Origin of the sequence: Ensifer canadensis, assembly GCF_017488845.2 — a bacterium.
Lineage (GTDB): Bacteria > Pseudomonadota > Alphaproteobacteria > Rhizobiales > Rhizobiaceae > Ensifer > Ensifer canadensis.
Genome location: NZ_CP083370.1, coordinates 798,629 through 819,069, shown reverse-complemented (window position 1 = coordinate 819,069; position 20,441 = coordinate 798,629). Strand labels below are relative to the sequence as shown.

Sequence of the window (20,441 nt, the reverse complement as noted above, 5' to 3'; positions counted from 1 at the left end):
GATACGACTTCTGGGCGACCCGTATTACTTGCGCTTCATCGCTTCCATGAGCGCGGCACCAAAGGCGCCCTGCGACGGCTGCTGCGGCTTCTGCGGACGCGCTGGCGCGCTGCGATTGCCGTTGTTCGATGCCGGCGCCCTCGCCTCGCGGCCCGTATCGGCACCGATGTCCTTGCGCATGGTCAAGCCAATGCGCTTGCGCGGTACATCCACCTCGGTCACCCGCACCTGAACCACGTCGCCGGCCTTGACCACTTCATGGGGGTCCTTCACGAACCGGTCCGCAAGCTGCGAAACATGAACGAGGCCATCCTGATGGACGCCGATGTCGACGAAGGCGCCAAAGGCGGCAACATTTGTCACGGTGCCTTCGAGCTGCATGCCGACCTTCAGATCCTTGATGTCGTCGATGCCCTCGGCGAAGGTCGCGGTCTTGAAGCTCGGGCGCGGGTCGCGGCCCGGTTTTTCCAGTTCGGCCAGAATGTCCTTCACCGTCGGCAGGCCAAAACGCTCATCGACGAAGACACGCGGATCGAGCTGCTTCAACGCCGCGCTGTCGCCCATCAATGCGCGCACATCGCGCCCGCAGGCCGCGACGATCTTCTTGGCGACACCATAGGCTTCCGGGTGGACCGACGACGCATCGAGCGGCTCCTTGCCATCAGGAATGCGCAGGAAGCCGGCGCACTGTTCAAAGGTGCGGGCGCCGAGACGCGCGACGTTCAAGAGTTCCTTGCGGCTGGCGAACGGTCCGGCGGCATCGCGGTGTGCGACGATCGCTTCTGCCGAAGACTTGCCGAGACCGGAGACGCGCGCAAGCAGCGGTGCGGATGCCGTATTCACATCGACACCGACGGCGTTCACCGCGTCTTCCACGACCGCATCCAGCGAGCGGTTGAGCTTCGACTGGTCGACATCGTGCTGATACTGGCCGACGCCGATCGACTTCGGCTCGATCTTGACGAGCTCAGCCAGCGGGTCCTGCAGGCGCCGGGCGATGGAGACGGCGCCACGCAGGGAGACGTCTAGACCGGGGAACTCAAGTGCGGCCGTCTCCGAGGCGGAATAGACCGAAGCACCGGCTTCGGACACGATGACCTTGGTGGGCTTTGGCGCCGGCAGTTGGGCAAGCATGTCGGCGACAAGCTTCTCCGTCTCGCGGCTGCCGGTGCCATTGCCGATCGCGATCAGCTCGACCTTGTGCTTGCGGACCAGCGATGCCAGCTCGGCCTGCGTGCCGCGGACATCGTTCTTCGGCGGGAACGGATAAACGGTCGTTGTCTCCAAAAGCTTGCCGGTACCATCGACAATGGCGACCTTGACGCCGGTGCGAATGCCCGGATCCAGCCCCATCGTCGCGCGCGAGCCGGCCGGAGCGGCCAGCAGCAGGTCCTTCAGGTTGCGGGCGAAAACGTGGATTGCTTCCTCTTCCGCCCGTTCGCGCAGCTCGCGCATCAGGTCGAGAGACAGCGACATCGACAGCTTCACGCGCCAGGTCCAACCGATAACCTCGGAAAGCCATTTGTCGCCCGGCAGCTGTCCGCCGACATTGTAGGCGGCCGCAATCATGCGCTCGACCGGTTTGACGGGAGACGTATCGTCCTGATCGACGACGATATCGACTGACAACACCTCCTCGTTCCAGCCGCGCAGCATGGCAAGCGCCCGGTGACCCGGTGTGGTCGCCCAGCGTTCGGAATGATCGAAATAGTCCGAGAACTTGGCACCCGCCGCCTGCTTGCCGTCGACGACCTTGGCCCGCAGGAACGCCGCGCCCTTCATGTGATTGCGCAGGCGGCCGAGCAGGTCGGCATTCTCCGCCATGCCTTCGGCGATAATGTCGCGCGCGCCGTCAAGCGCCGTCTTCACATCGGGCACATCTGCCGTCAGAAACTTTGCGGCGCGGTCAGCCGGTGCGACCGTCCGGTCGGCGAGAATAGCTTCGGCAAGCGGCCCAAGGCCCCGCTCCTTGGCGATCTCCGCCTTGGTGCGCCGCTTCGGCTTGTAGGGCAGATAGATATCTTCGAGTTCGGCCTTGGTTTCCACCGCGGCGATCTTGGCTTCGAGTTCGTCGGTCAGCTTGCCCTGTCCGCGGATCGATTCGATGATCGAACCCCGCCTTGCCTCCAGTTCGCGCAGATAGGTCAGACGCTCAGCCAGCGTGCGCAGCTGCGTGTCGTCGAGCCCGCCGGTCACTTCCTTGCGGTAACGCGCGATGAACGGCACCGTCGCGCCCTCATCGAGCAGCTCCACCGCGGCGATTACCTGGGAGGTCGACGCCTTGATCTCGCTGGCAATGATGGCGGCGATGGGTTTTGCTGGGCTGGCCATGGTGGGATCCGTCTTTCCTGTTTTCAGTCGGCGACCATAAAGGCGCAGGTCTTCAAGGCCAAGTGAAGGCTTGCGTGGCGAAACCGGAACTCCACAGGAGAGGTGCGCTCGACCTGTGTTTTCTAAGGATGTCGTTGCACCGAAACCGCGGCGCACTTTCGGGCGACATGCGTTAAATATCCACCAGCTCAAGCGGCGGGCGGGTCATTTCGAATTCCATCAGTTCCCGTTCCTTCGCCTCGATGTAACCGCGTGCGAAAGGCACCGTATCGAGCGACGGCGACAGCTGCAGCTGGAAGATGAAGTGCTTGTCATGCAGGAAGGCCGTCTCCGACGCGGCGAGATAGAACTCCCACATCCGGAAGAAGCGCTCGTCGAACAGCTTTACCGCCTCTTCGCGCCGCGCGAGGAAACGCTCCCGCCACGCCCTTAATGTCCAGGCATAGTGCATCGACAGGATCTCGATATCCTTGACGAGAAGCTGGGTCTTTTCAACGGAAGGCAGAACCTCCGAAAGCGCCGGGATGTAACCGCCGGGGAAGATGTATTTCTCGATCCATGGATTGGTCGCCCAGGGTTTGTAGACCTGCCCGATCGAGTGCAACAGCATCACGCCCTCAGGCTTCAACAATTCCCTGATCTTGCGAAAGAATCGGCCGTAATTGCCGATGCCGACATGTTCGAACATACCGACCGACACGATGCGGTCGAACTGCCGCCCCTGCATCGTCCTATAGTCCTGAAGCTCGAAGCGGACACGATCGGACAAGCCTCGCTTGGCCGCCCGCTCGCGCGAGATCTTCAGCTGCTCTTCGCTGAGTGTGATGCCCGTCACCTCGACGCCGGAGGATTCCGCAAGATACATCGCCATCCCGCCCCAGCCGGAGCCGACCTCAAGCACCTTCTGCCCGGGTTCAAGCAGCAGCTTGGCGGCGATATGGCGCTTCTTGGCGAGTTGCGCCTCATCGAGCGAGATGCCCGGCGGCTCGAAATAGGCGCAGGAATATTGCCAGTCCTGATCGAGGAACAGATTGAAGAGCTTGCGATCGAGATCATAGTGATGGGCGACATTGTGCCGGTTGCGATTGACCGGCATGCGGCTCTTCACCTGCTGGCGCAACACATGCTGAAGAGCAACCAGCGTGTTGGGAACAGTCGCGGCGTTCTCCAGACCGTTTTCCTTTACTATCGAGAGCACATCGAAAATGTCGCCGTCCTCGATGACGACGCGGCCATCCATATAAAGCTCGCCGAAACGAAGCCCCGGGTCGATAGCGATCGCTTTTTCAGCTTCCGCATCGACAATGCGGATCGTTGCCGGCTTTCCCGAGCCGTCACCCAGAATGACCTGCTCACCCGCAGAAAAAAACACCGTCAGATTGCCCTTGCGCACCAGACGGCGAAGCAAATTCAACAATGCCGCATTCATATCCAACCCCTGCCAGACACATCCTGTGTCCTGCTGCGTAGGAGCGGCGACGGGGCCGGTTCTATCGGGGCTTCCGGGAAAGCGTTGCGGCGCGCATGAAGAATGATGCGGAACGCAGGGGCATGACGCGACCTAATTCCGGAAGCGGCGAAAACCGGCTCTGGCGTGGCCTCATGGTATCCGGAACAGATGCGGCGCTCCTCGTGCGCGCGCTGCCGGAAATTCGCCATGCCAGCCGCCATCGGGCTCCTATCCATCAGAACTTACACTAACTTAGTAAGCTTCAAACGATTGGCAATGGGCTTTTTATGCCCCCTCAAAGATTTGTTTGCTTAGTAAATCGGCCGAATTGGCCTCAGCTCCGACGACCCCGCGACCCGGTAGGGAATGCCGGTCATGCGGCCGGGTGAAATCGAGCATGGGACCAACAGGCACGATGCGGGTCGGATTGACGTGGGCGATGCCGTAATAGCCTCGCTTGATATGGTCGATGCGCACCGTCTCGGCGATGCCGGGCCACTGGTAGATTTCGCGCAGATAGTTGGAAAGCGCCGGATAATCTTCGATCCGGCGAAGATTGCACTTGAAGACGCCGTGGTAGGCCGCATCGAACCGGATCAATGTCACGAACAGACGGATATCGGCCTCCGTCAGGTACTCGCCGGCGATGTAACGATTGGCCGCCAGGTGGCGCTCGAGCTCGTCGAGCATCCCGAACAGGCTCGTGACGGCCTCGTCATAGGCGCTTTGAGACTTGGCGAACCCGGCGCGGTAGACGCCGTTGTTGACGCGCTCGTAAATCGGGTCGTTCCAGTGATCGATCTCCGCACGCAGCGCTTGAGGGTAAAAATCGAGGCGGTTGCCGGTCAGGTCGTCGAAAGCCGAATTCAGGATGCGGATGATGTCGGCGGATTCGTTGTTGACGATGCGCCCTTCCTTCATGTCCCAAAGGACGGGGACCGACACCTTGCCGGTGTAATGGCCATCACTCGCCGTATAGAGCTCGTGATGATAACGGATCAGACCAACACGCCCGCCAGCGTCCACAGGCTCGTCGTAGACCCAACCATCCTCGCCTAGCAGCGGGTCGGAGACGGTAAGCCCGATGACGTCCTGCAGTCCCTTGAGATTGCGAAAAGCGATCGTGCGCGACGCCCAGGGGCAGAGGTACGAAACGAACAGACGAAAGCGCCCGGCCTCCGCCGGAAGACCTGGCTGCCCCTGCGGGCCGGGGCCGCCATCGGCCGTGATCCAGCTGTGGAAACGGGTCGGCTCGCGGAAAAAGGCGCCACCCTTCATCTCGCTCGCAGCAACGTCACCCTTGACCCATTTTCCATCGACGAGCTGCGGCATGAATTCTCTCCTGAACCTACGGGGAATGCCAACTCACTCACACGCGGGCGCGTGCCGGTCAATTCGGCGGCCGGTTGACAGATCGTTCGCATTACACAGCCCACACGCCCAGCGCGTAGCATCACGGTAGCGCCACATTGTCGAGCAATCCCGGTCGCGAGAGGGAGAATCAGGATGAAAAGATTCGTCATTGTCGCCGTGCTTTTTGCTGCCGTCGTCTGGCTCCTCAACACGTCCCTGCTGGCAACGCCCCCCGAGGGCCCGCCTAAGATTCTCGCGCATCGCGGCATCCACCAGACCTATCCGAAAGCGGGCGTGGGGAACGATACCTGCACGGCCGAGATCATCGAAAAGCCACGGCACGATCACCTCGAAAATACCGTCGCCTCAATGCAGGCCGCCTTCGATTCCGGCGCTGCGGTCGTCGAACTCGACATCCACCTGACGCCCGATCGGCAGTTCGCGGTCTTCCACGACTGGACGTTCGACTGCCGCACTGAAGGCAAAGGGGTCACCGAGGAAACGCCAATGACGGTGCTGAAATCGCTCGACATCGGCTACGGCTATACCGCCGACGGCGGCAAGACCTTTCCGTTCCGCGGAAAAGGCACCGGCCACATGCCGACCTTGGAGGAGGTTTTCACCGCCCTGCCCGATCGCCAGTTTCTCGTCAATTTCAAGAGCCGCCGGGCCGAGGAAGGCGCAGCGCTCGCCGCCCTGCTCGAAACACATCCGGAATGGCGGCAAGCCGTCTTTGGGGTCTATGGCGGCGGCGAGCCGACGCGGGAAGCGCTGAAGCTGGTGAAGGGCCTGCGTGGTTACGACAGGAACTCTGTCGTCGGCTGCCTCGCCCGCTACATCGCCTATGGCTGGACCGGCGTCGTTCCGGCCGCCTGCCAGAACACGCTGGTGATCGTTCCGGGAAACTATGCGCCCTGGCTGTGGGGTTGGCCCGACCGTTTTGCACAGCGCATGAAATCAGCCGGCAGCGAGATCATCCTGCTCGGCCCCTATGCCGGCGGAGATTTCACCACGGGCATCGATAGCGCGGAAGATCTTGAACTGGTGCCGGAGAACTTCTCGGGCTACGTCTGGACTAACCGTGCCGAGATGATCGGGCCGATGCTGGCAAAAAGACAGCCGGCGTCCTACAGCGCCGCGCGTCTTATTAGACGCGCAAAGGTCGCTGCAGCACTTTGATTTGCTGCATGTTTTTATCCTTAAATCGAATAGGATTTAAGGAAACATGCAGTAGCGGTTCCTATCCAATCTCGTTTGTCACTGAGGGAGCGTACGGTTGGGGCACCGGCGCCTTGACCTGAGACAAGTCCCGCCTGTCGTTTCGGCAGATGCCCGGCAGCCCGAAGTTCACCCTCCGAGAGGAGCCGGCCGCCAGCAGGGCTGGCGAGCGGCGTTAGCGGTATTGAGAATACTGGCCGATCAGCGTGGGAACTCAAGACCCATTTCGCGGAAGCGCTCGGGATCATCGCCCCAGTTTTCACGCACCTTGACGAACAGGAAGAGGTGCACCGGCTGCTCAAGGATTTCGGAGATTTCCTTCCGCGACGCGGTGGAGATCGCCTTGATCGCATCGCCATTCTTGCCGAGTGCGATCTTCTTCTGGCTTTCGCGCTCGACGTAGATCACCTGTTCGATACGAACGGATCCGTCCTTGCGCTCTTCCCACTTCTCGGTTTCGACATGCGAGGCGTAGGGAAGTTCCTGATGCAGGCGCAGGAACAGTTTTTCGCGAGTGATTTCGGCCGCGAGCTGGCGCATCGGCAGGTCGGAGATCTGGTCTTCCGGATAATACCAGGGACCTTCCGGCAGCGTCTCGGCAAGATAATCCATCAGATCCTTGCAGCCCGAGCCGGTCAGCGCGGAGATCATGAAGGTGCGCTCGAACTTGATCGTCTCGTTGGCCGCCGCTGCAAGCTTCAGCAGATCCTCCGGTCGCACCTGGTCGATCTTGTTCAGAACCAGGATCTTCGGCTGGTGGACTTCCTTCATGCCCTGAAGGATCGTTTCCGCATCGCCCTTCAGGCCACGCTCGCTGTCGATCAGGAGCATGATCACATCGGCGTCCTTGGCGCCACCCCAGGCCGTCGTCACCATTGCCCGGTCGAGCCGGCGCCGTGGCTTGAAGATGCCCGGCGTGTCCATGAACACGATCTGTGCGTTGTCGTGGATGGCAATGCCACGCACGATCGCCCGGGTCGTCTGAACCTTGTGGCTGACGATCGAAACCTTGGCGCCGACGAGGCGGTTGACCAGCGTCGATTTTCCCGCGTTGGTGGCGCCGATCAGCGCCACGAAACCAGAGTGGGTCGGCGCGCTTTCGGCGGCCGTATCTTTTTCCATATCCGTCATGTTTTCCGTCAATTTCCGGCGGAGACTTTCCGCCACACGCCTTCGCGTTCCAACAATTTTGTCGCGGCCACCTGCTCGGCGCCGCGCTTGGATCGATCCGTCCCGGTCTCGGGCGCAACGCCGGCAACCTCCACGGTCACCGTGAAACGCGGGTCGTGGTCGGGGCCGGAGCGGTTGTCCGTCCGATATGTCGGCGCAATGCCAAACTTGGCATGCGCCCATTCCTGCAATTCGGTCTTGGCATCGCGACGGGCGCCGTCGGCACGGGTCGCCCGCTCTTTCCAGTGAAGCAGCACGAATTTACGCGCCGCCTCCAGCCCGCCGTCGAGATAGATGGCGGCGATGAGCGACTCTACCACATCGGCGCGCACATTCATCATCGCCTTTCCGGTGATTTTCTTCACGTCGGAACCGGTGCGGATAAACTGGTGCAGCGCCAGGTCGTCGGCGACCAGGGCGCAGCTCTCGGCGCTGACGAGCTGGTTCAGCCGCACCGAAAGTTCGCCCTCGTTGGCATCACGAAAGGTCTGGAACAGAAGCTCGGAGACGCAAAGCCCCAGCACACGGTCTCCGAGGAATTCGAGCCGCTGGTAGTTCGATCCCCTGGCATTGCGGGCGCTGGAATGGGTCAGCGCCCGATCGAGCCGTTCCTTCTCGCTGAACTGATAGCCAATCACGGCCTCGAGCTTGGCCCGATCCTCCGCGCTTAGCGACCGCGCCTTCATCATTCGACCGCCTTGAACAGGCGGTCGTAGCGCAGGTTCGCCGGCCACTTCCAGATCTCGCGGAACGAGGTGTCATTGCCGAGCGAGAAGAAGATCAGGCTCGCGCGGCCGACAAGGTTCTCGGCCGGCACGAAGCCGACGTCGAAGCGGCTGTCGGCCGAGTTGTCGCGATTGTCGCCCATCATGAAGTAATGACCTTCGGGCACGATGAACTCGCGGGTGTTGTCACCGCGCGAATCCGGGAACTGATCGAGCGTGTCATAGGAAACGCCATTGTCCATGGTTTCGCGGTAGACCGGAACGTCGCCACCGGTGTCGTACTGATCGTCGGCGCGGAAGACACCGTCAGGCGCGCGATCGATCGGCTTGTCGTTGACGTAGAGAATGCTGTTGCGGACCTGGATGCGATCGCCCGGCAGGCCGACCAGACGCTTGATGTAGTCGATGTCCGGGTTTGGCGGAAAGCGGAAGACGACGATGTCGCCGCGCTCCGGCTCGCTGGCGAAGATTCGGCCCGAGAACAGATCCGGCGAGAACGGCAGCGAATACTTGGAGTAGCCGTAGGCGAACTTGTTGACGAAGATGTAGTCGCCGACAAGCAGGGTCGGCATCATCGAGCCCGACGGAATGGTGAAGGGCTGAAAGAAGACGGTGCGAATGACCACGGCCAGGAGCAGCGCCTGGATGATGACCTTCACATTCTCCCAGAGACCGCTCTGCTTCGCTTCTGTCTTTTCTGCCACGCTGCTGTCTTCCTTTGTCATCGGCGCGCTGGATAGGCGCTCCGCTCAATCAACTGTCATTCGCGCTTTCGGTTCCAGCCTCACCGGCGGATGCGCAATTCTGTATCCATGCTGCAAGGGCGCTCTGCCCCCTGCAATCGGGCACGCCCGGATTTCTCAACGGAATGCTCTAAACCGTTCCCTCTGGCGGGGCAACGGGGAGTGCTTCGATAATCACGAAGGCCTGCGCCAGCGGGAAATCGTCGGTAATCGTCAGATGGATTGCCGCCCGATGCCCCTTGGGCACCATCGCCTGGAGCCGTTCGGCAGCACCACCGCTCAAATGCATCGTGGGCTTGCCACCGGGCATATTGATGACGCCCATGTCTTTCCAGAAGACGCCATGCGCTATTCCGGTGCCGAGCGCCTTGGAACAGGCCTCCTTGGCAGCGAAGCGCTTGGCGTAGGAGGCGGCGCGGTTCTTGCGACCTTCGGACTTGGCAATTTCCACCTCGGTGAAGCAACGATTGACGAAACGCTCGCCGAAACGCGAGAGCGAGTTTTCGATGCGCCTGATGTCGATGAGGTCGCTGCCGATACCGATGATCATGATGTGGACCTTGCACCGGACGCGCGCGCGCGCCTGCGGCGGGACTGGAAAAGACGGGCTGCCTGATAGGCAAGAGGATAGAAGATCAGTGCGCCGGCGGCGGCAAGCGGAACCGATCCGATGAGCATAGGCTTGAACACAGGCCCCCAAAGCGCCGACAATTCGAGGTGCTCGACCATATGCGCGACGTCCGCGCCGGTTGCGGGACCTGACGCCTGCGGTCCCATGATGACCGTGCCAAGTTCGTAGGACGCGGTCAGGATCATCGGGATGGTCACCGGGTTGGCAAGCGCCGTGGTGATCGCTGCCGCAAGCAGATTGCCGGAGAACGCGGAGGCAACCGCGACCGCGATGATGATATGCAGCCCAAAGAAGGGCGTGAAGGAGGACGCGGCACCTGCAGCGACCCCGACCGCAATCGAGTGCGGTGACGACGACAGGCGCAGGATGCGCAGCGCCATGTATCTCGGGCCACGCCGAAAGCCCTTGCGCGGCCATAAAAGCGCGCGAAGCCTCTCGGATATCGTGACCGGTTTTCTACGTCTGAATAACATTATGCCGTCATGACCGCATCTTGAAACCGCCAGTCGGCACAAGACGGCGTGTCCGCCTGTTTAAAGGCCGCAAGATAGGCGTCATGCCCCTTGCTTGCAACCCGCTGGCGTGTGGTGCAGCGATCACGATTGAGCCATTCGCCTGGCGCATGGCTCGCCATTCCCGCCATCATGCGGGAACAGGCAGCGGCTTAGTAGCCGTTGCGGAACAGGCCGCGATCGATCTGGCGCTGACGGTATTCGAGATCGATGCGATCGACCGAACCGTTGAGATAGGCGAGCTCGCGCTCTTCCTGAGTGGCGACGCGCAGAGCGCGGGTGATCTTCTTCAACTGATTTAACATGGCAAACCTCTTCGTTTACCTCCCATGCAGAAGATAGTTTAGAGGTCACTGTTCCACCAGAGCCAGGAAGAGACAGCAGCCATGCGCAACAAGCATGCCTTGCCGTTTTTCAAGCCCCGACCTGCCTGTTTTGAAGGCAACTGCGCAAAACGGACGCGCACAGGCCCAAACTTCACCGCCGAATGCGAGTATCGCCAACCCTCACGGACGGCCAGACAGACGGAGGCAAGAAGAAGAAAGTGCCGGTCATGATCCGCCTGCCAAGGCGAGACCCCGACGGAAGGCGGAAGCAACGGCGCCGGTGGTGACGGTTCGGCAGCTATGCGAAAGTCGAGCGGCGCCCCTTCACTCGAAGAGGCGCTTGACCGTGGAGATGCTCGGCAATTCCTTCAACTGCGTGATCAGGTGGTTCAGCTGCCTCAGATCCCAGACCTCGAGATCGAACTGCAACTCACTGAAGTCGGCAGCCACACGCCCCATGGAAAGCGAGCGGATGTTGACGTCGCTCGTCGCGATCGACTGGGCGACCTCCGCCAGCGTGCCCGGCTCGTTCAAGGCGCTGATGGCGATGCGCGCCATGAAGCGGCTGCTGTTGGCCTCGTCCAGATCCCAACGCACGTCGATCCAGCGCTCCGGCTCGTCGTCGAACTTCTGCAGGATCGGCGACTGGATCGGGTAGATGGTGATCCCCTTGTCCTTCTCCATGATGCCGACGATACGGTCGCCCGGAACTGCACCCGCCGCGCTGAAATGCACGCCGGCGTTACCCGAGAGCCCGCGGATCGGCAGCGCTTCCGGACCTTCCGCTTGCGCCGGCTCGCCCGCCTCCTTGGATCGGCCAGGCAACTTGAACACCATGCCGGCGGCACTGCGCATGTTGAACCAGCCATCGTCGGCGTTCGGCTTGACGGTGACGCGCTCGTCCTGATGGTCGGGGAAAACCGCGCGCAGCACGTCGAGCGACGACAGTTCGCCGCGGCCAACCGACGCGATCGCATCCTCGACCTCTTTATGTCCAAGCCGATGCAGCGCGGGCTTCAGCGCTTCGCGTGAAAACGTCTTGCTGGCGCGCTCGAAGGTTCGCTCCAGAATGCGATAGCCGAGGCCGGCATATTGCTTGCGGATGGCAGCGCGCGTCGCGCGCCGGATGGCGGAGCGCGCCTTGCCGGTGACGACGATTTCTTCCCACGCCGGCGGCGGCACCTGGATGCCCGAACGGATGATCTCGACTTCGTCGCCGTTGTTGAGGCGCGTGACCAGCGGCATGATGCGGCCGTTGATCTTGGCGCCGACGCAGGTGTCGCCGATGTTGGTGTGGACCGCATAGGCAAAGTCGATCGGCGTCGCGCCACGCGGCAGCGCAATCAGCTGCCCCTTCGGCGTGAAGCAGAACACCTGGTCCTGGAAAAGCTCGAGCTTGGTATGCTCGAGAAACTCTTCCGGGTTGTCGCCTTCGGCGAGCGACTCGATCGTGCGCCGCAGCCAGGAATAGGCGTTCGAGGTCGGCGACAGGGCGGTTTCCGTCGAGACCCCCTCGCCGTCCTTGTAGAGCGAGTGAGCGGCGATACCGTATTCGGCGATATCGTTCATCCGGCGCGTGCGAATCTGCAGTTCGATGCGCTGGCGCGACGGGCCGACGATGGTCGTATGGATCGACTGGTAATCGTTCTGCTTTGGCGTCGAGATATAATCCTTGAAGCGGCCAGGCACGACGCGCCAGCGGGTGTGCACGATGCCAAGCGCGCGATAGCACGACGGGATATCGTCGACGACGATACGAAAGCCCCAGACGTCGGAAAGCTGCTCGAAGGACAGGGATTTCGACTGCATCTTGCGGAAGACCGAATAGGGCTTCTTCTGCCGCCCCTTGACTTGCGCGCCCTTCAACCCCTCGGTCTGGAGCAGCTCAGTCAATTCGTCCTCGATCTTCTTGATCAGGCCTTCATTGCGCTCGGACAGCTCTTCCAGGCGGCGGGTGACGGTTTCGAAGGCCTCCGGATTGATATGGCGGAACGAGAGGTTTTCGAGCTCCTCGCGCATATCCTGCATGCCCATGCGGCCGGCGAGCGGCGCATAGATGTCCATCGTCTCTTCGGAGATGCGTGCCCGCTTCTCGGGCGTCATATGGTCGAGCGTGCGCATGTTGTGCAGACGATCGGCAAGCTTGACCAAGAGGACGCGCACGTCGTCGGAGATCGCGAGCAGCAACTTGCGCAGGTTTTCCGCCTGCTTGGCTTTCTTGGTGACGAGATCGAGCTTCTTGATCTTGGTCAGGCCCTCGACAAGCGCACCGATGTCCTCGCCGAAGAGATCATCAATCTCCTGCCGGGTCGCGGTCGTATCCTCGATCGTGTCGTGCAAGAGCGCGACTGCGATCGTCGATTCGTCGAGATGCATTTCCGTAAGGATCGCCGCCACTTCCAGCGGGTGGGAAATGTAGGGGTCGCCGCTTGCCCGCTTCTGCTGCCCGTGCTTCTGCATCGCGTAGACGTAAGCCTTGTTCAACAGGGCTTCATTGACGTCGGGCTTGTATTTCTGAACGCGCTCAACGAGCTCGTACTGGCGCATCATTCGCTGGCGGCTCCATGGGAAAAGACAATAAAAAAAGTGCGCCAATCATACGAGTGGCGCACTGCTTTGAAAACACGCGGGAACGCTTGTTCCGTTACGGATCTCAGTAGTCGTCGCTCTTTTCCGGGGGCACGAGGCCCTCGATGCCGGCCAGAAGTTCCTCTTCCGACATGCGGTCGAAAGTGATTGCCTCCGGCTGGTCGTCGTCTTCCGCCGTCTCGGCAAAAGTCGTGTCGGCATCGGCTTGCACCAGCGAAGCCGGATCGGGCTCGGGCTCGTCCACTTCGACGTGCTTCTGCAGCGAGTGGATCAGGTCTTCCTTGAGGTCGCCGGGCGAGAGCGTCTCGTCGGCGATTTCGCGGAGAGCCACGACGGGGTTCTTGTCATTGTCGCGATCGATGGTGATCGCTGCGCCCTGCGAGATCAGGCGGGCGCGGTGGCTGGCGAGCAGCACGAGTTCGAAACGGTTGTCGACCTTGTCAATGCAATCTTCGACGGTGACGCGGGCCATTGCCTGTCCTTTTGGGCTCAAAGCGCGGCGATCATCGCCGCAGCACGGATTAACGACACGAGACCGGAACGGCCGCCGGATGACGGCCTCGTCGGCTCCGATTTCTGGAATTAGCCGCCCGGATACAATCAAAACAGCATAAGTTCAAGTTTTTCCTGCACGGAGCGCTCACATCATCCTTTACTGCGTGATAAAATGCGACGCGGACGGGCTGGACTTTGTATTCACACACCCTAGTTGCATTTTCTAATACAAACCGGAAACGCCTGGTAGAAACTGCAGATTTCCGATGTGGACGAACTGCAGCAACTGCTAAAACTAGCTATATTCGCGTGCCGCCGCTTGGAATAATGCAAGTGGTTAACTACATTATTTGCAATATCAGCAATTATTAATGTAATCGCCGTATTTTCGCGCATCCGCCGACGGGCCGCTTACCCGAATGTGATGCGCACCAAAAAGGAATAACGATGTTTGACCCTCGCGAGAAAATCGCTCTTTTTATCGACGGCGCCAACCTCTACGCCGCGTCGAAGAGCCTCGGTTTCGACATCGACTATCGCAAACTGCTCAAGGCATTTCAAAAGCGTGGCTATCTGCTACGCGCCTACTACTATACGGCTCTCATCGAAGACCAGGAATATTCGTCGATCCGTCCGCTGATCGACTGGCTTGACTATAACGGTTACAAGGTCGTGACCAAGCCTGCGAAGGAATTCACGGACTCGCTCGGTCGCCGCAAGATCAAGGGCAACATGGACATCGAACTTGCGATCGATGCCATGGAACAGTCAGAAACCGTCGATCATCTGGTGATCTTCTCGGGCGATGGCGACTTCACCACGCTCGTCGAAGCGCTGCAGCGGAAGGGTCGCAAGGTTTCGGTGGTATCGACGATGTCGACCCAGCCACCGATGATCGCCGATGACCTGCGCCGACAGGCGGATCACTTCATCGATCTCGTCACGCTGCGGGCCGAAATCGGCCGTGACCCATCGGAACGCGTTCCCCGGCAACATGTCGAGCCGGTAGCCGACCCCGTTGGGATCTGAGCGAACCAGTCACTCGCCAAACAACGAAAAAAATTTTTAGGCAGGGCGTCGGGGCGAGAGTGCGGCTGCGTTCAGCCGCGCTCTTTCAGCAGTCGGCTCTTCTGCCTGTTCCAATCGCGCTCCTTGGCGCTTTCACGCTTGTCGTGCAATTTCTTGCCCTTGCCGAGCGCCAGCTCGAGCTTCGCCCGGCCCTGATCGTTGAAATAGATCTTGAGCGGAATGAGCGACATGCCTTCGCGATTGACGGCCCCCTGCAGCCGGTTGACCTCGCGCTTGGACAGCAACAGCTTGCGACGGCGGCGGGTCTCATGGTTGAATCGGTTTGCCTGCAGGTACTCCGGCAGATAGGAATTGATCAGCCAGATTTCCCCGCCCTCGTCGGTGGCGTAGGATTCGGCGATGTTTGCCTTGCCTTCACGCAGCGACTTCACCTCGGTGCCGGTCAGAACCAGGCCGGCCTCGTAGGTGTCGACGATCTCGTAGTTGAAGCGGGCCTTTCGGTTTTCCGCGACAATCTTCTTGACCGTGCGCTGGCTTCCCTTGGGTGCCATCAGTTCATCAATCCTGCATGTCTGAGCGCCGAGTCGATTGCGGCTTCCGTTGCCGGCTCCAGTGTCGAAAGCAGCGGCGAACGAACCGCGCGGCTCATACGGCCGAGACGGTTCAGCGCGTACTTGGCGCCGCACAGGCCAGGCTCCATGAAGATCGCCTTGTGCAGCGGCATCAACTTGTCCTGATATTCCAGTGCCTTGGCATAATCGCCAGCAAGGGTGGCCTGCTGGAATTCGGCGCAAAGCCGCGGCGCGACATTTGCCGTGACCGAAATGCAGCCGACCCCACCATGGGCGTTGAAGCCGAGCGCCGTTGCGTCTTCGCCGGAAAGCTGAACGAAATCCTTGCCGCAGGCCATGCGCTGCTCGGATACGCGTTCGATCTTGCCGGTGGCATCCTTCACGCCGATGATCGTCGAATGGGCCTTGGCAAGCGCGGCCATGGTTTCGACGCTCATGTCGACGACGGAGCGACCGGGGATATTGTAGATGACGATCGGCAGCTTCACGCTCTCGGCAATCGCCGAATAGTGGGCAAACAGGCCCTTCTGCGTGGGCTTGTTGTAATAGGGTGTAACGACGAGCACCGCGTCCGCACCCGCCTTTTCGGCGTGCTGCGCAAGCTCGATGGCTTCGGTCGTGTTATTGGAGCCGGCGCCTGCGATTACCGGCACGCGGCCGGCGGCTGCCTTGATGCAGAGCTCGACGACCTGCTTGTGCTCGGCATGCGAAAGGGTCGGGGATTCACCTGTCGTGCCGACGGGCACGAGACCGGAGCTTCCCTCTTTTATCTGCCATTCCACATGCGCGACGAAACCTTCCGCATCCACCGCGCCGGCGGCGGTGAACGGTGTTACGAGAGCGGGAATGGAACCCTTGAACATGCACAACTCCTGACGGCTCAAAGGACGAGCATACACTCACGCTTTGGCCGTAATCGACGGTTAAAAAACTGCCGCACCATAATCATGTGAGGGGGCTGCGGCAAGCGCCGTGACACGGCATTTCATGCCGGTTTTCACGTAAAAGCTTGACGTTCAAGCCGCATAATCCTTGAGGCTCGCCACCCGGTGCTAAGGTGGCGGCGGTGCGATTGCTGTGATCTATAAACCCCGGTAACCTTTCGTTAGGCAATCCGGCGGCAAATGAATGTGAGACACGGGGAAACACGGGGCTCTTGATGCGCGGATCAATTCTTCTGCCTGTCGCCGCCATGATCGGCACAGCGCTTCTGGCCTCGTCGGCCCTCTCCTCCGAAGCCTCGAACACAGTGCCGGTACCGGGCAGCAAACCCGCAATCTCCGACAAGGTCGGGCGCGTTTCGGGTAAGGACATCACCGGCGCGATCCCGGCGACGGTATCGCCCATTCAGGGCGGCTTGAAGGTCGGTCTGGATGCGCTTTCCGACAAGGATCCGACCAAGGCGATCACCGTTCGAAACGGCATGCACGAGGGCACGCTCGATCGTCATATTCTGACTTGGGCAATCGCCGTATCGGGGCAACGTGGCGTCCCCTCCTACGAGATCGCCGACGCCCAGCGCGAACTGCAGGGGTGGCCGGGCCTCAAATCGCTTCGCGCCCATTCCGAGCGCGCACTTTACCGCGAGAACCCGGCAGCCCCCGATATTCTTGCCGCCTTTGGGCAGACGCAGCCCGAAACCACGGAAGGGACGATCATCCTTGCCCGCGCGCTGGTGGCACAGGGGCAGAGTGCGACCGCAGCAACGCGGCTGCGCGCGCTCTGGTTCAAGCAGGGGCTCGACAAGGATGTGGAAACGCAGATCCTGTCGGAATTTTCCGGCCTGCTGACGGTTGCCGACCACAGACGGCGGATGACGATGCTGCTTTATCGCAACCGCGTCGAGCAGGCCGAACGCTTCAGCGATCTCGGCAAGGCGCAGTCGCTCTATCGCGCCTGGGCCGCCGTCAGCCGCGGCAGCACCAATGCCCCTGCGCTGATATCGGCGATCGACGCCTCATGGCATAAGGACCCGGCCTATCTGTTCATCCGTATCGAAAGCCTGCGTAAGCAGGACAAATATGCGGAGGCCGCCAAGCTGCTGGCCACGATGCCTAGGGATCAGGACGCGTTGGTCAATCCCGGTGAATGGTGGACCGAACAACGGATCGTCAGCCGCGGCTTGCTGGACAAGGGGGATTTTCGCGGCGCCTACCGAGTTGCCGCAAACCACAAGGCAACCGAGGCGACCGATATCGTCGATGCAGAGTTTCACGCCGGCTGGTTCGCGCTGCGCGGCGTGGAAGATCCGGCCGCAGCATCGCAGCATTTCCGACGGATCCTTGATGTTTCCAACCGGCCGCTTTCGGCGTCCCGCGCTTGGTATTGGCTCGGCCGATCGGCGGAAGCGGGCGGACCGGGCAATGCCAAGGACTATTTCGCCAATGCCGCCCGCTTTCCAGGCACCTTCTACGGTCAACTCGCCGCTGCGCGGCTCGGCCACAAGGCACTCAACGTTACCTATCCCGCCCCTTCAGCGGAAGACCGTGCCCGTTTCGAAAACCGCGAGGCGGTTCGCGCCATCGCACGGCTGGAAGCGGCAGGTCACGGCTGGCGTGCCGACAGCATCTATCGGGCACTTGCGGAAGAACTGACGAGCCCCGGCGAACTGGCGATCCTTTCGGCACGCGCCGAAAAGACCCGCAATCATCAGCTTTCACTCCAGATCGGCAAGACCGCCTTTGGCCGTGGCATCGATGTCGCTGCACTCGCTTTTCCCGTCGGCGTCATCCCGTCGACCGCCAACATCGATGGCTCGGGCAAGGCGCTCGCCTACGCGATCGCGCGCCAGGAAAGCGCCTTCAATCCTGCGGCGGTCTCCACGGCCAACGCGCGCGGCTTGCTGCAACTGCTGCCCGGCACCGCCAAAGGGGTAGCCAGCCGCTACGGCCTTGCTTACTCCAAGGAGCGCCTGACGAGCGATGCCGGATACAACGCCACCCTCGGCGCGCATTATCTCGGCGAGCAGATCAACAGCTTCGGTGGTTCCTATATTCTCACCTTCATTGCCTACAATGCCGGCCCGCGTCGCGTACCGGACTGGCTCAGCCGCTATGGCGACCCGCGCGGCAAACCGATCGACGAGGTCGTCGACTGGATTGAGCGCATCCCGTTCCAGGAAACGCGCAACTACGTCCAGCGCGTGATGGAAAACTATCAGGTCTACAAGGTCAGGCTCGGTCAAGGCGCTGACATAGTCGCCGACCTTAGAATGGGACGACAGTTACCTTAGCGCAATTCCAGCAAGAGTGCGCAGCGGTGGTGCGTCAGACATCGCATAAAAACAAAGAGATAGCGCGCTTCTATGAACCCGTGCCAACGGGAAACGCTACTGCATGTTTCGTTAGATCGTATGCGATTCAAGGATAAAACATGCAGCAATTCACAGTGCTACAGCGACCTTTGCGCGTCTGATAAGACCCGCGGCGCTGTAGGTTCAGATTGGTTGTTCGTCGTTATCGTTGACAAATGGAGATGATCAAATAATCGTGATAGCAGAAGGCGGCACAAAGTACGATGTCACGCATTTCCCTTCTTGAAGGTTCCATCCTCCCCGAAGAAAATGGTGAAGGCAATGAAGACGTTAACAGTTATCGCCCTGTCGGTGGTGACAGTAATGAGTGGCGTTCCGCCAGCACAAGCATTTCCGATCGCCCCGAAGATTGCGTCTCAAGCCACCGATGTCCAACCGGCGCAATTCCCGTACGAGCGCGGTGAAGCGCGGAAGAGTGCTAGCGGATGTGGTTTCCCCTATTGCGGCCGTGGCTATCGGTACAACCGGCACGGTTACTACGGCGACAGACATGGCCATTATCGCGATGGTTACCGCGGATACTATCGGGACCACGATAATGATGCCGGCGCGTTCATCGGCGGACTTGCGGCCGGTGCGATCATAGGCGGCTTGTTGAGCCAGCCAAGATACTACAACCGTCCGGGAGTTGCCGGCGGCAGCTCACATACCAGCTGGTGCTACGCCCGATATCGGTCCTATCGAGCCTGGGACAACACGTATCAGCCTTATGGTGGTCCGCGGCGGCAGTGCAATTCGCCCTACTGAAAAGACTGGATGGGGCGGCGGCCCCTCGCACCCTCCCAATGTTTCCGCTGCTCCGGTATCGGCGCGAAAACGTGGTTTTAAAGCCTGTGACCGGCGATCTCGCGGTCCAAAAGGTAGCGCGAGCGGCGAGTCCCTTCATTCCCTGAACGCCGGACCGCCTGCTTGCCGTTTCCGTTTCAATGGCTACGATCCGCCCGGGTGCAGATGGAGGGCGAGGCTGAAATGAACGAGTATGGGGCGGATGCGTTTCGGGAACATCGCTTCCCCGGGGTTGGCGGATTGCAGCTCTACGCGCGGGCCTACGGACCTGGGCCTCAGCCACGTGCGGCAACTCCGGTTATCTGCCTGCCAGGGCTCACGCGCAACAGCCGAGACTTTCACCAACTTGCCACCTTTCTTGCATCGTCGTCGGGAGGCGGGCACCCCGTTATCTCATTGGACTACCGTGGCCGCGGGAATTCGGAACGCGACGGCGATAAGAGTCGCTATACGGTTGCAGTCGAAACGTCCGACGTCATCACCGCGTGCGCATATTTCGCTATTGAAAAGGCAATTTTTATCGGCACCTCACGTGGTGGGCTGATCCTGCACCATTTGATCGGCCTGGCCCCCGGCTTGATAGCAGGGGCCGTGCTCAATGACATCGGGCCTGTCATCGAAATCGGGGGATTGCTCGGGATCCGGGACTATCTCAACACAGGGACCGGACCGGTAAGTTGGACCGCAGCGCCCAACTACCTGAAAGCCATACACGGAGACGATTTCCCGATCCTTCACGAGGTCGAATGGCTGCAGATGGCAAGGGCGATCTATCGCGACGAAGGCGGCATTCCTGTCGTCGACTTCGATCCAGCAATTGCGGCACAACTGCAGGCGCTGACGTCGGACATGTTGCTGCCGGATCTTTGGCCCCAGTTCCACGCCTTTACCGGGCTTCCGATGATGGTCGTTCGCGGCGAACATTCCAAGCTGCTGTCAAGCACCACGGTCGATGAGATGAAGAGCAGGCATCCCAACTTGACGACCGTGACAGCCGCCGGACAAGGCCATGCACCGCTGCTGCATCTCGACGGCCCCAGGCATGCCATAGCCGCCTTTGTTCACCACTGCATGTTTCCTTAAATCCTATTCGATTTAAGGATAAAAACATGCAGCAATTCAAAGTGCTACGGCGACCTTTGCGCGTCTAATAGGACGCGCGGCGCTGTAGCAGCGAACGCGCGCCTGCGCTCCCGCC

General features: G+C 60.7%; 18 protein-coding genes. 5 read left to right on the top strand and 13 right to left on the bottom strand.

What is annotated here, in order from left to right; genetic code table 11:
- Nucleotides 1–24: 24 nt before the first annotated feature.
- The 3 genes from J3R84_RS03965 to J3R84_RS03955 all read right to left on the bottom strand — a co-directional run bounded on the left by J3R84_RS03965 (nucleotide 25) and on the right by J3R84_RS03955 (nucleotide 5,113).
- Nucleotides 25–2,331, bottom strand: a complete 2,307-nt coding sequence (locus tag J3R84_RS03965) for a Tex family protein (RefSeq protein ID WP_025426392.1) — start codon at nucleotides 2,329–2,331, stop codon at nucleotides 25–27.
- A gap of 172 nt (nucleotides 2,332–2,503) precedes the next feature.
- Nucleotides 2,504–3,760, bottom strand: coding sequence for a cyclopropane fatty acid synthase (locus J3R84_RS03960; RefSeq protein WP_025426391.1), 1,257 nt, complete (start codon nucleotides 3,758–3,760; stop codon nucleotides 2,504–2,506).
- Nucleotides 3,761–4,066: 306 nt separating this feature from the next.
- On the bottom strand, nucleotides 4,067–5,113 hold the full coding sequence (locus J3R84_RS03955; protein ID WP_057211459.1) for a glutathione S-transferase family protein: 1,047 nt from the start codon (nucleotides 5,111–5,113) through the stop codon (nucleotides 4,067–4,069).
- Between the two features lie 174 nt (nucleotides 5,114–5,287).
- Between J3R84_RS03955 and J3R84_RS03950 the strand changes: the two genes are divergently transcribed.
- Nucleotides 5,288–6,313 carry a glycerophosphodiester phosphodiesterase family protein gene (locus J3R84_RS03950; protein ID WP_025426389.1) on the top strand — a complete coding sequence of 342 codons (1,026 nt, stop codon included), beginning with the start codon at nucleotides 5,288–5,290 and terminating at the stop codon, nucleotides 6,311–6,313.
- Nucleotides 6,314–6,553: 240 nt separating this feature from the next.
- Here the strand turns inward: J3R84_RS03950 and era are convergent, their stop codons facing one another.
- The 8 genes from era to rpoZ form a co-directional block, all read right to left on the bottom strand.
- A complete protein-coding gene (gene era, locus J3R84_RS03945; RefSeq protein WP_025426388.1) occupies nucleotides 6,554–7,483 on the bottom strand; it encodes a GTPase Era in 930 nt (309 codons plus the stop codon).
- Between the two features lie 8 nt (nucleotides 7,484–7,491).
- On the bottom strand, nucleotides 7,492–8,211 hold the full coding sequence (gene rnc, locus J3R84_RS03940; RefSeq protein WP_025426387.1) for a ribonuclease III: 720 nt from the start codon (nucleotides 8,209–8,211) through the stop codon (nucleotides 7,492–7,494).
- The gene (gene lepB, locus J3R84_RS03935; protein WP_025426386.1) at nucleotides 8,208–8,951 is read right to left on the bottom strand and encodes a signal peptidase I; all 744 of its coding nucleotides are present in this window, start codon (nucleotides 8,949–8,951) and stop codon (nucleotides 8,208–8,210) included. The genes rnc and lepB overlap by 4 nt, the downstream gene beginning before the upstream one ends.
- A 169-nt stretch (nucleotides 8,952–9,120) precedes the next feature.
- Entirely contained in the window at nucleotides 9,121–9,540 is a 420-nt protein-coding gene (gene acpS, locus J3R84_RS03930; RefSeq protein WP_025426385.1) for a holo-ACP synthase, read from the bottom strand.
- Nucleotides 9,537–10,001, bottom strand: a complete 465-nt coding sequence (locus J3R84_RS03925) for a DUF2062 domain-containing protein (RefSeq protein ID WP_234907713.1) — start codon at nucleotides 9,999–10,001, stop codon at nucleotides 9,537–9,539. Before J3R84_RS03925 ends, acpS begins: the two co-directional genes overlap by 4 nt.
- Nucleotides 10,002–10,285: 284 nt before the next feature.
- On the bottom strand, nucleotides 10,286–10,438 hold the full coding sequence (locus J3R84_RS03920) for a DUF3563 family protein (RefSeq protein WP_067698885.1): 153 nt from the start codon (nucleotides 10,436–10,438) through the stop codon (nucleotides 10,286–10,288).
- Nucleotides 10,439–10,783: 345 nt separating this feature from the next.
- Nucleotides 10,784–13,009 (bottom strand): RelA/SpoT family protein, encoded by a 2,226-nt coding sequence (locus tag J3R84_RS03915; protein WP_025426383.1) that lies wholly within the window; start codon nucleotides 13,007–13,009, stop codon nucleotides 10,784–10,786.
- A gap of 103 nt (nucleotides 13,010–13,112) precedes the next feature.
- Nucleotides 13,113–13,520 (bottom strand): DNA-directed RNA polymerase subunit omega, encoded by a 408-nt coding sequence (rpoZ, locus tag J3R84_RS03910; RefSeq protein ID WP_025426382.1) that lies wholly within the window; start codon nucleotides 13,518–13,520, stop codon nucleotides 13,113–13,115.
- Between the two features lie 470 nt (nucleotides 13,521–13,990).
- On the opposite strand from rpoZ, the gene J3R84_RS03905 reads away from it, so the two are divergent.
- Nucleotides 13,991–14,572, top strand: a complete 582-nt coding sequence (locus J3R84_RS03905) for a LabA-like NYN domain-containing protein (protein ID WP_025426381.1) — start codon at nucleotides 13,991–13,993, stop codon at nucleotides 14,570–14,572.
- Nucleotides 14,573–14,643: 71 nt separating this feature from the next.
- Here J3R84_RS03905 and smpB read toward each other — a convergent pair whose 3' ends face one another.
- Both smpB and dapA read right to left on the bottom strand, forming a co-directional pair.
- Nucleotides 14,644–15,123 carry an SsrA-binding protein SmpB gene (gene smpB / locus J3R84_RS03900; protein ID WP_025426380.1) on the bottom strand — a complete coding sequence of 160 codons (480 nt, stop codon included), beginning with the start codon at nucleotides 15,121–15,123 and terminating at the stop codon, nucleotides 14,644–14,646.
- Nucleotides 15,123–16,007, bottom strand: coding sequence for a 4-hydroxy-tetrahydrodipicolinate synthase (dapA, locus tag J3R84_RS03895; protein WP_025426379.1), 885 nt, complete (start codon nucleotides 16,005–16,007; stop codon nucleotides 15,123–15,125). The genes smpB and dapA overlap by 1 nt, the downstream gene beginning before the upstream one ends.
- 296 nt (nucleotides 16,008–16,303) lie before the next feature.
- On the opposite strand from dapA, the gene J3R84_RS03890 reads away from it, so the two are divergent.
- The 3 genes from J3R84_RS03890 to J3R84_RS03880 all read left to right on the top strand — a co-directional run bounded on the left by J3R84_RS03890 (nucleotide 16,304) and on the right by J3R84_RS03880 (nucleotide 20,326).
- Nucleotides 16,304–18,376: a lytic transglycosylase domain-containing protein gene (locus J3R84_RS03890; protein ID WP_203529450.1), complete on the top strand. Its 2,073-nt coding sequence runs from the start codon at nucleotides 16,304–16,306 to the stop codon at nucleotides 18,374–18,376.
- Between the two features lie 342 nt (nucleotides 18,377–18,718).
- Nucleotides 18,719–19,204 (top strand): BA14K family protein, encoded by a 486-nt coding sequence (locus tag J3R84_RS03885; protein ID WP_081788894.1) that lies wholly within the window; start codon nucleotides 18,719–18,721, stop codon nucleotides 19,202–19,204.
- Between the two features lie 222 nt (nucleotides 19,205–19,426).
- Nucleotides 19,427–20,326, top strand: coding sequence for an alpha/beta fold hydrolase (locus J3R84_RS03880; protein WP_025426377.1), 900 nt, complete (start codon nucleotides 19,427–19,429; stop codon nucleotides 20,324–20,326).
- Nucleotides 20,327–20,441 lie beyond the last annotated feature (115 nt).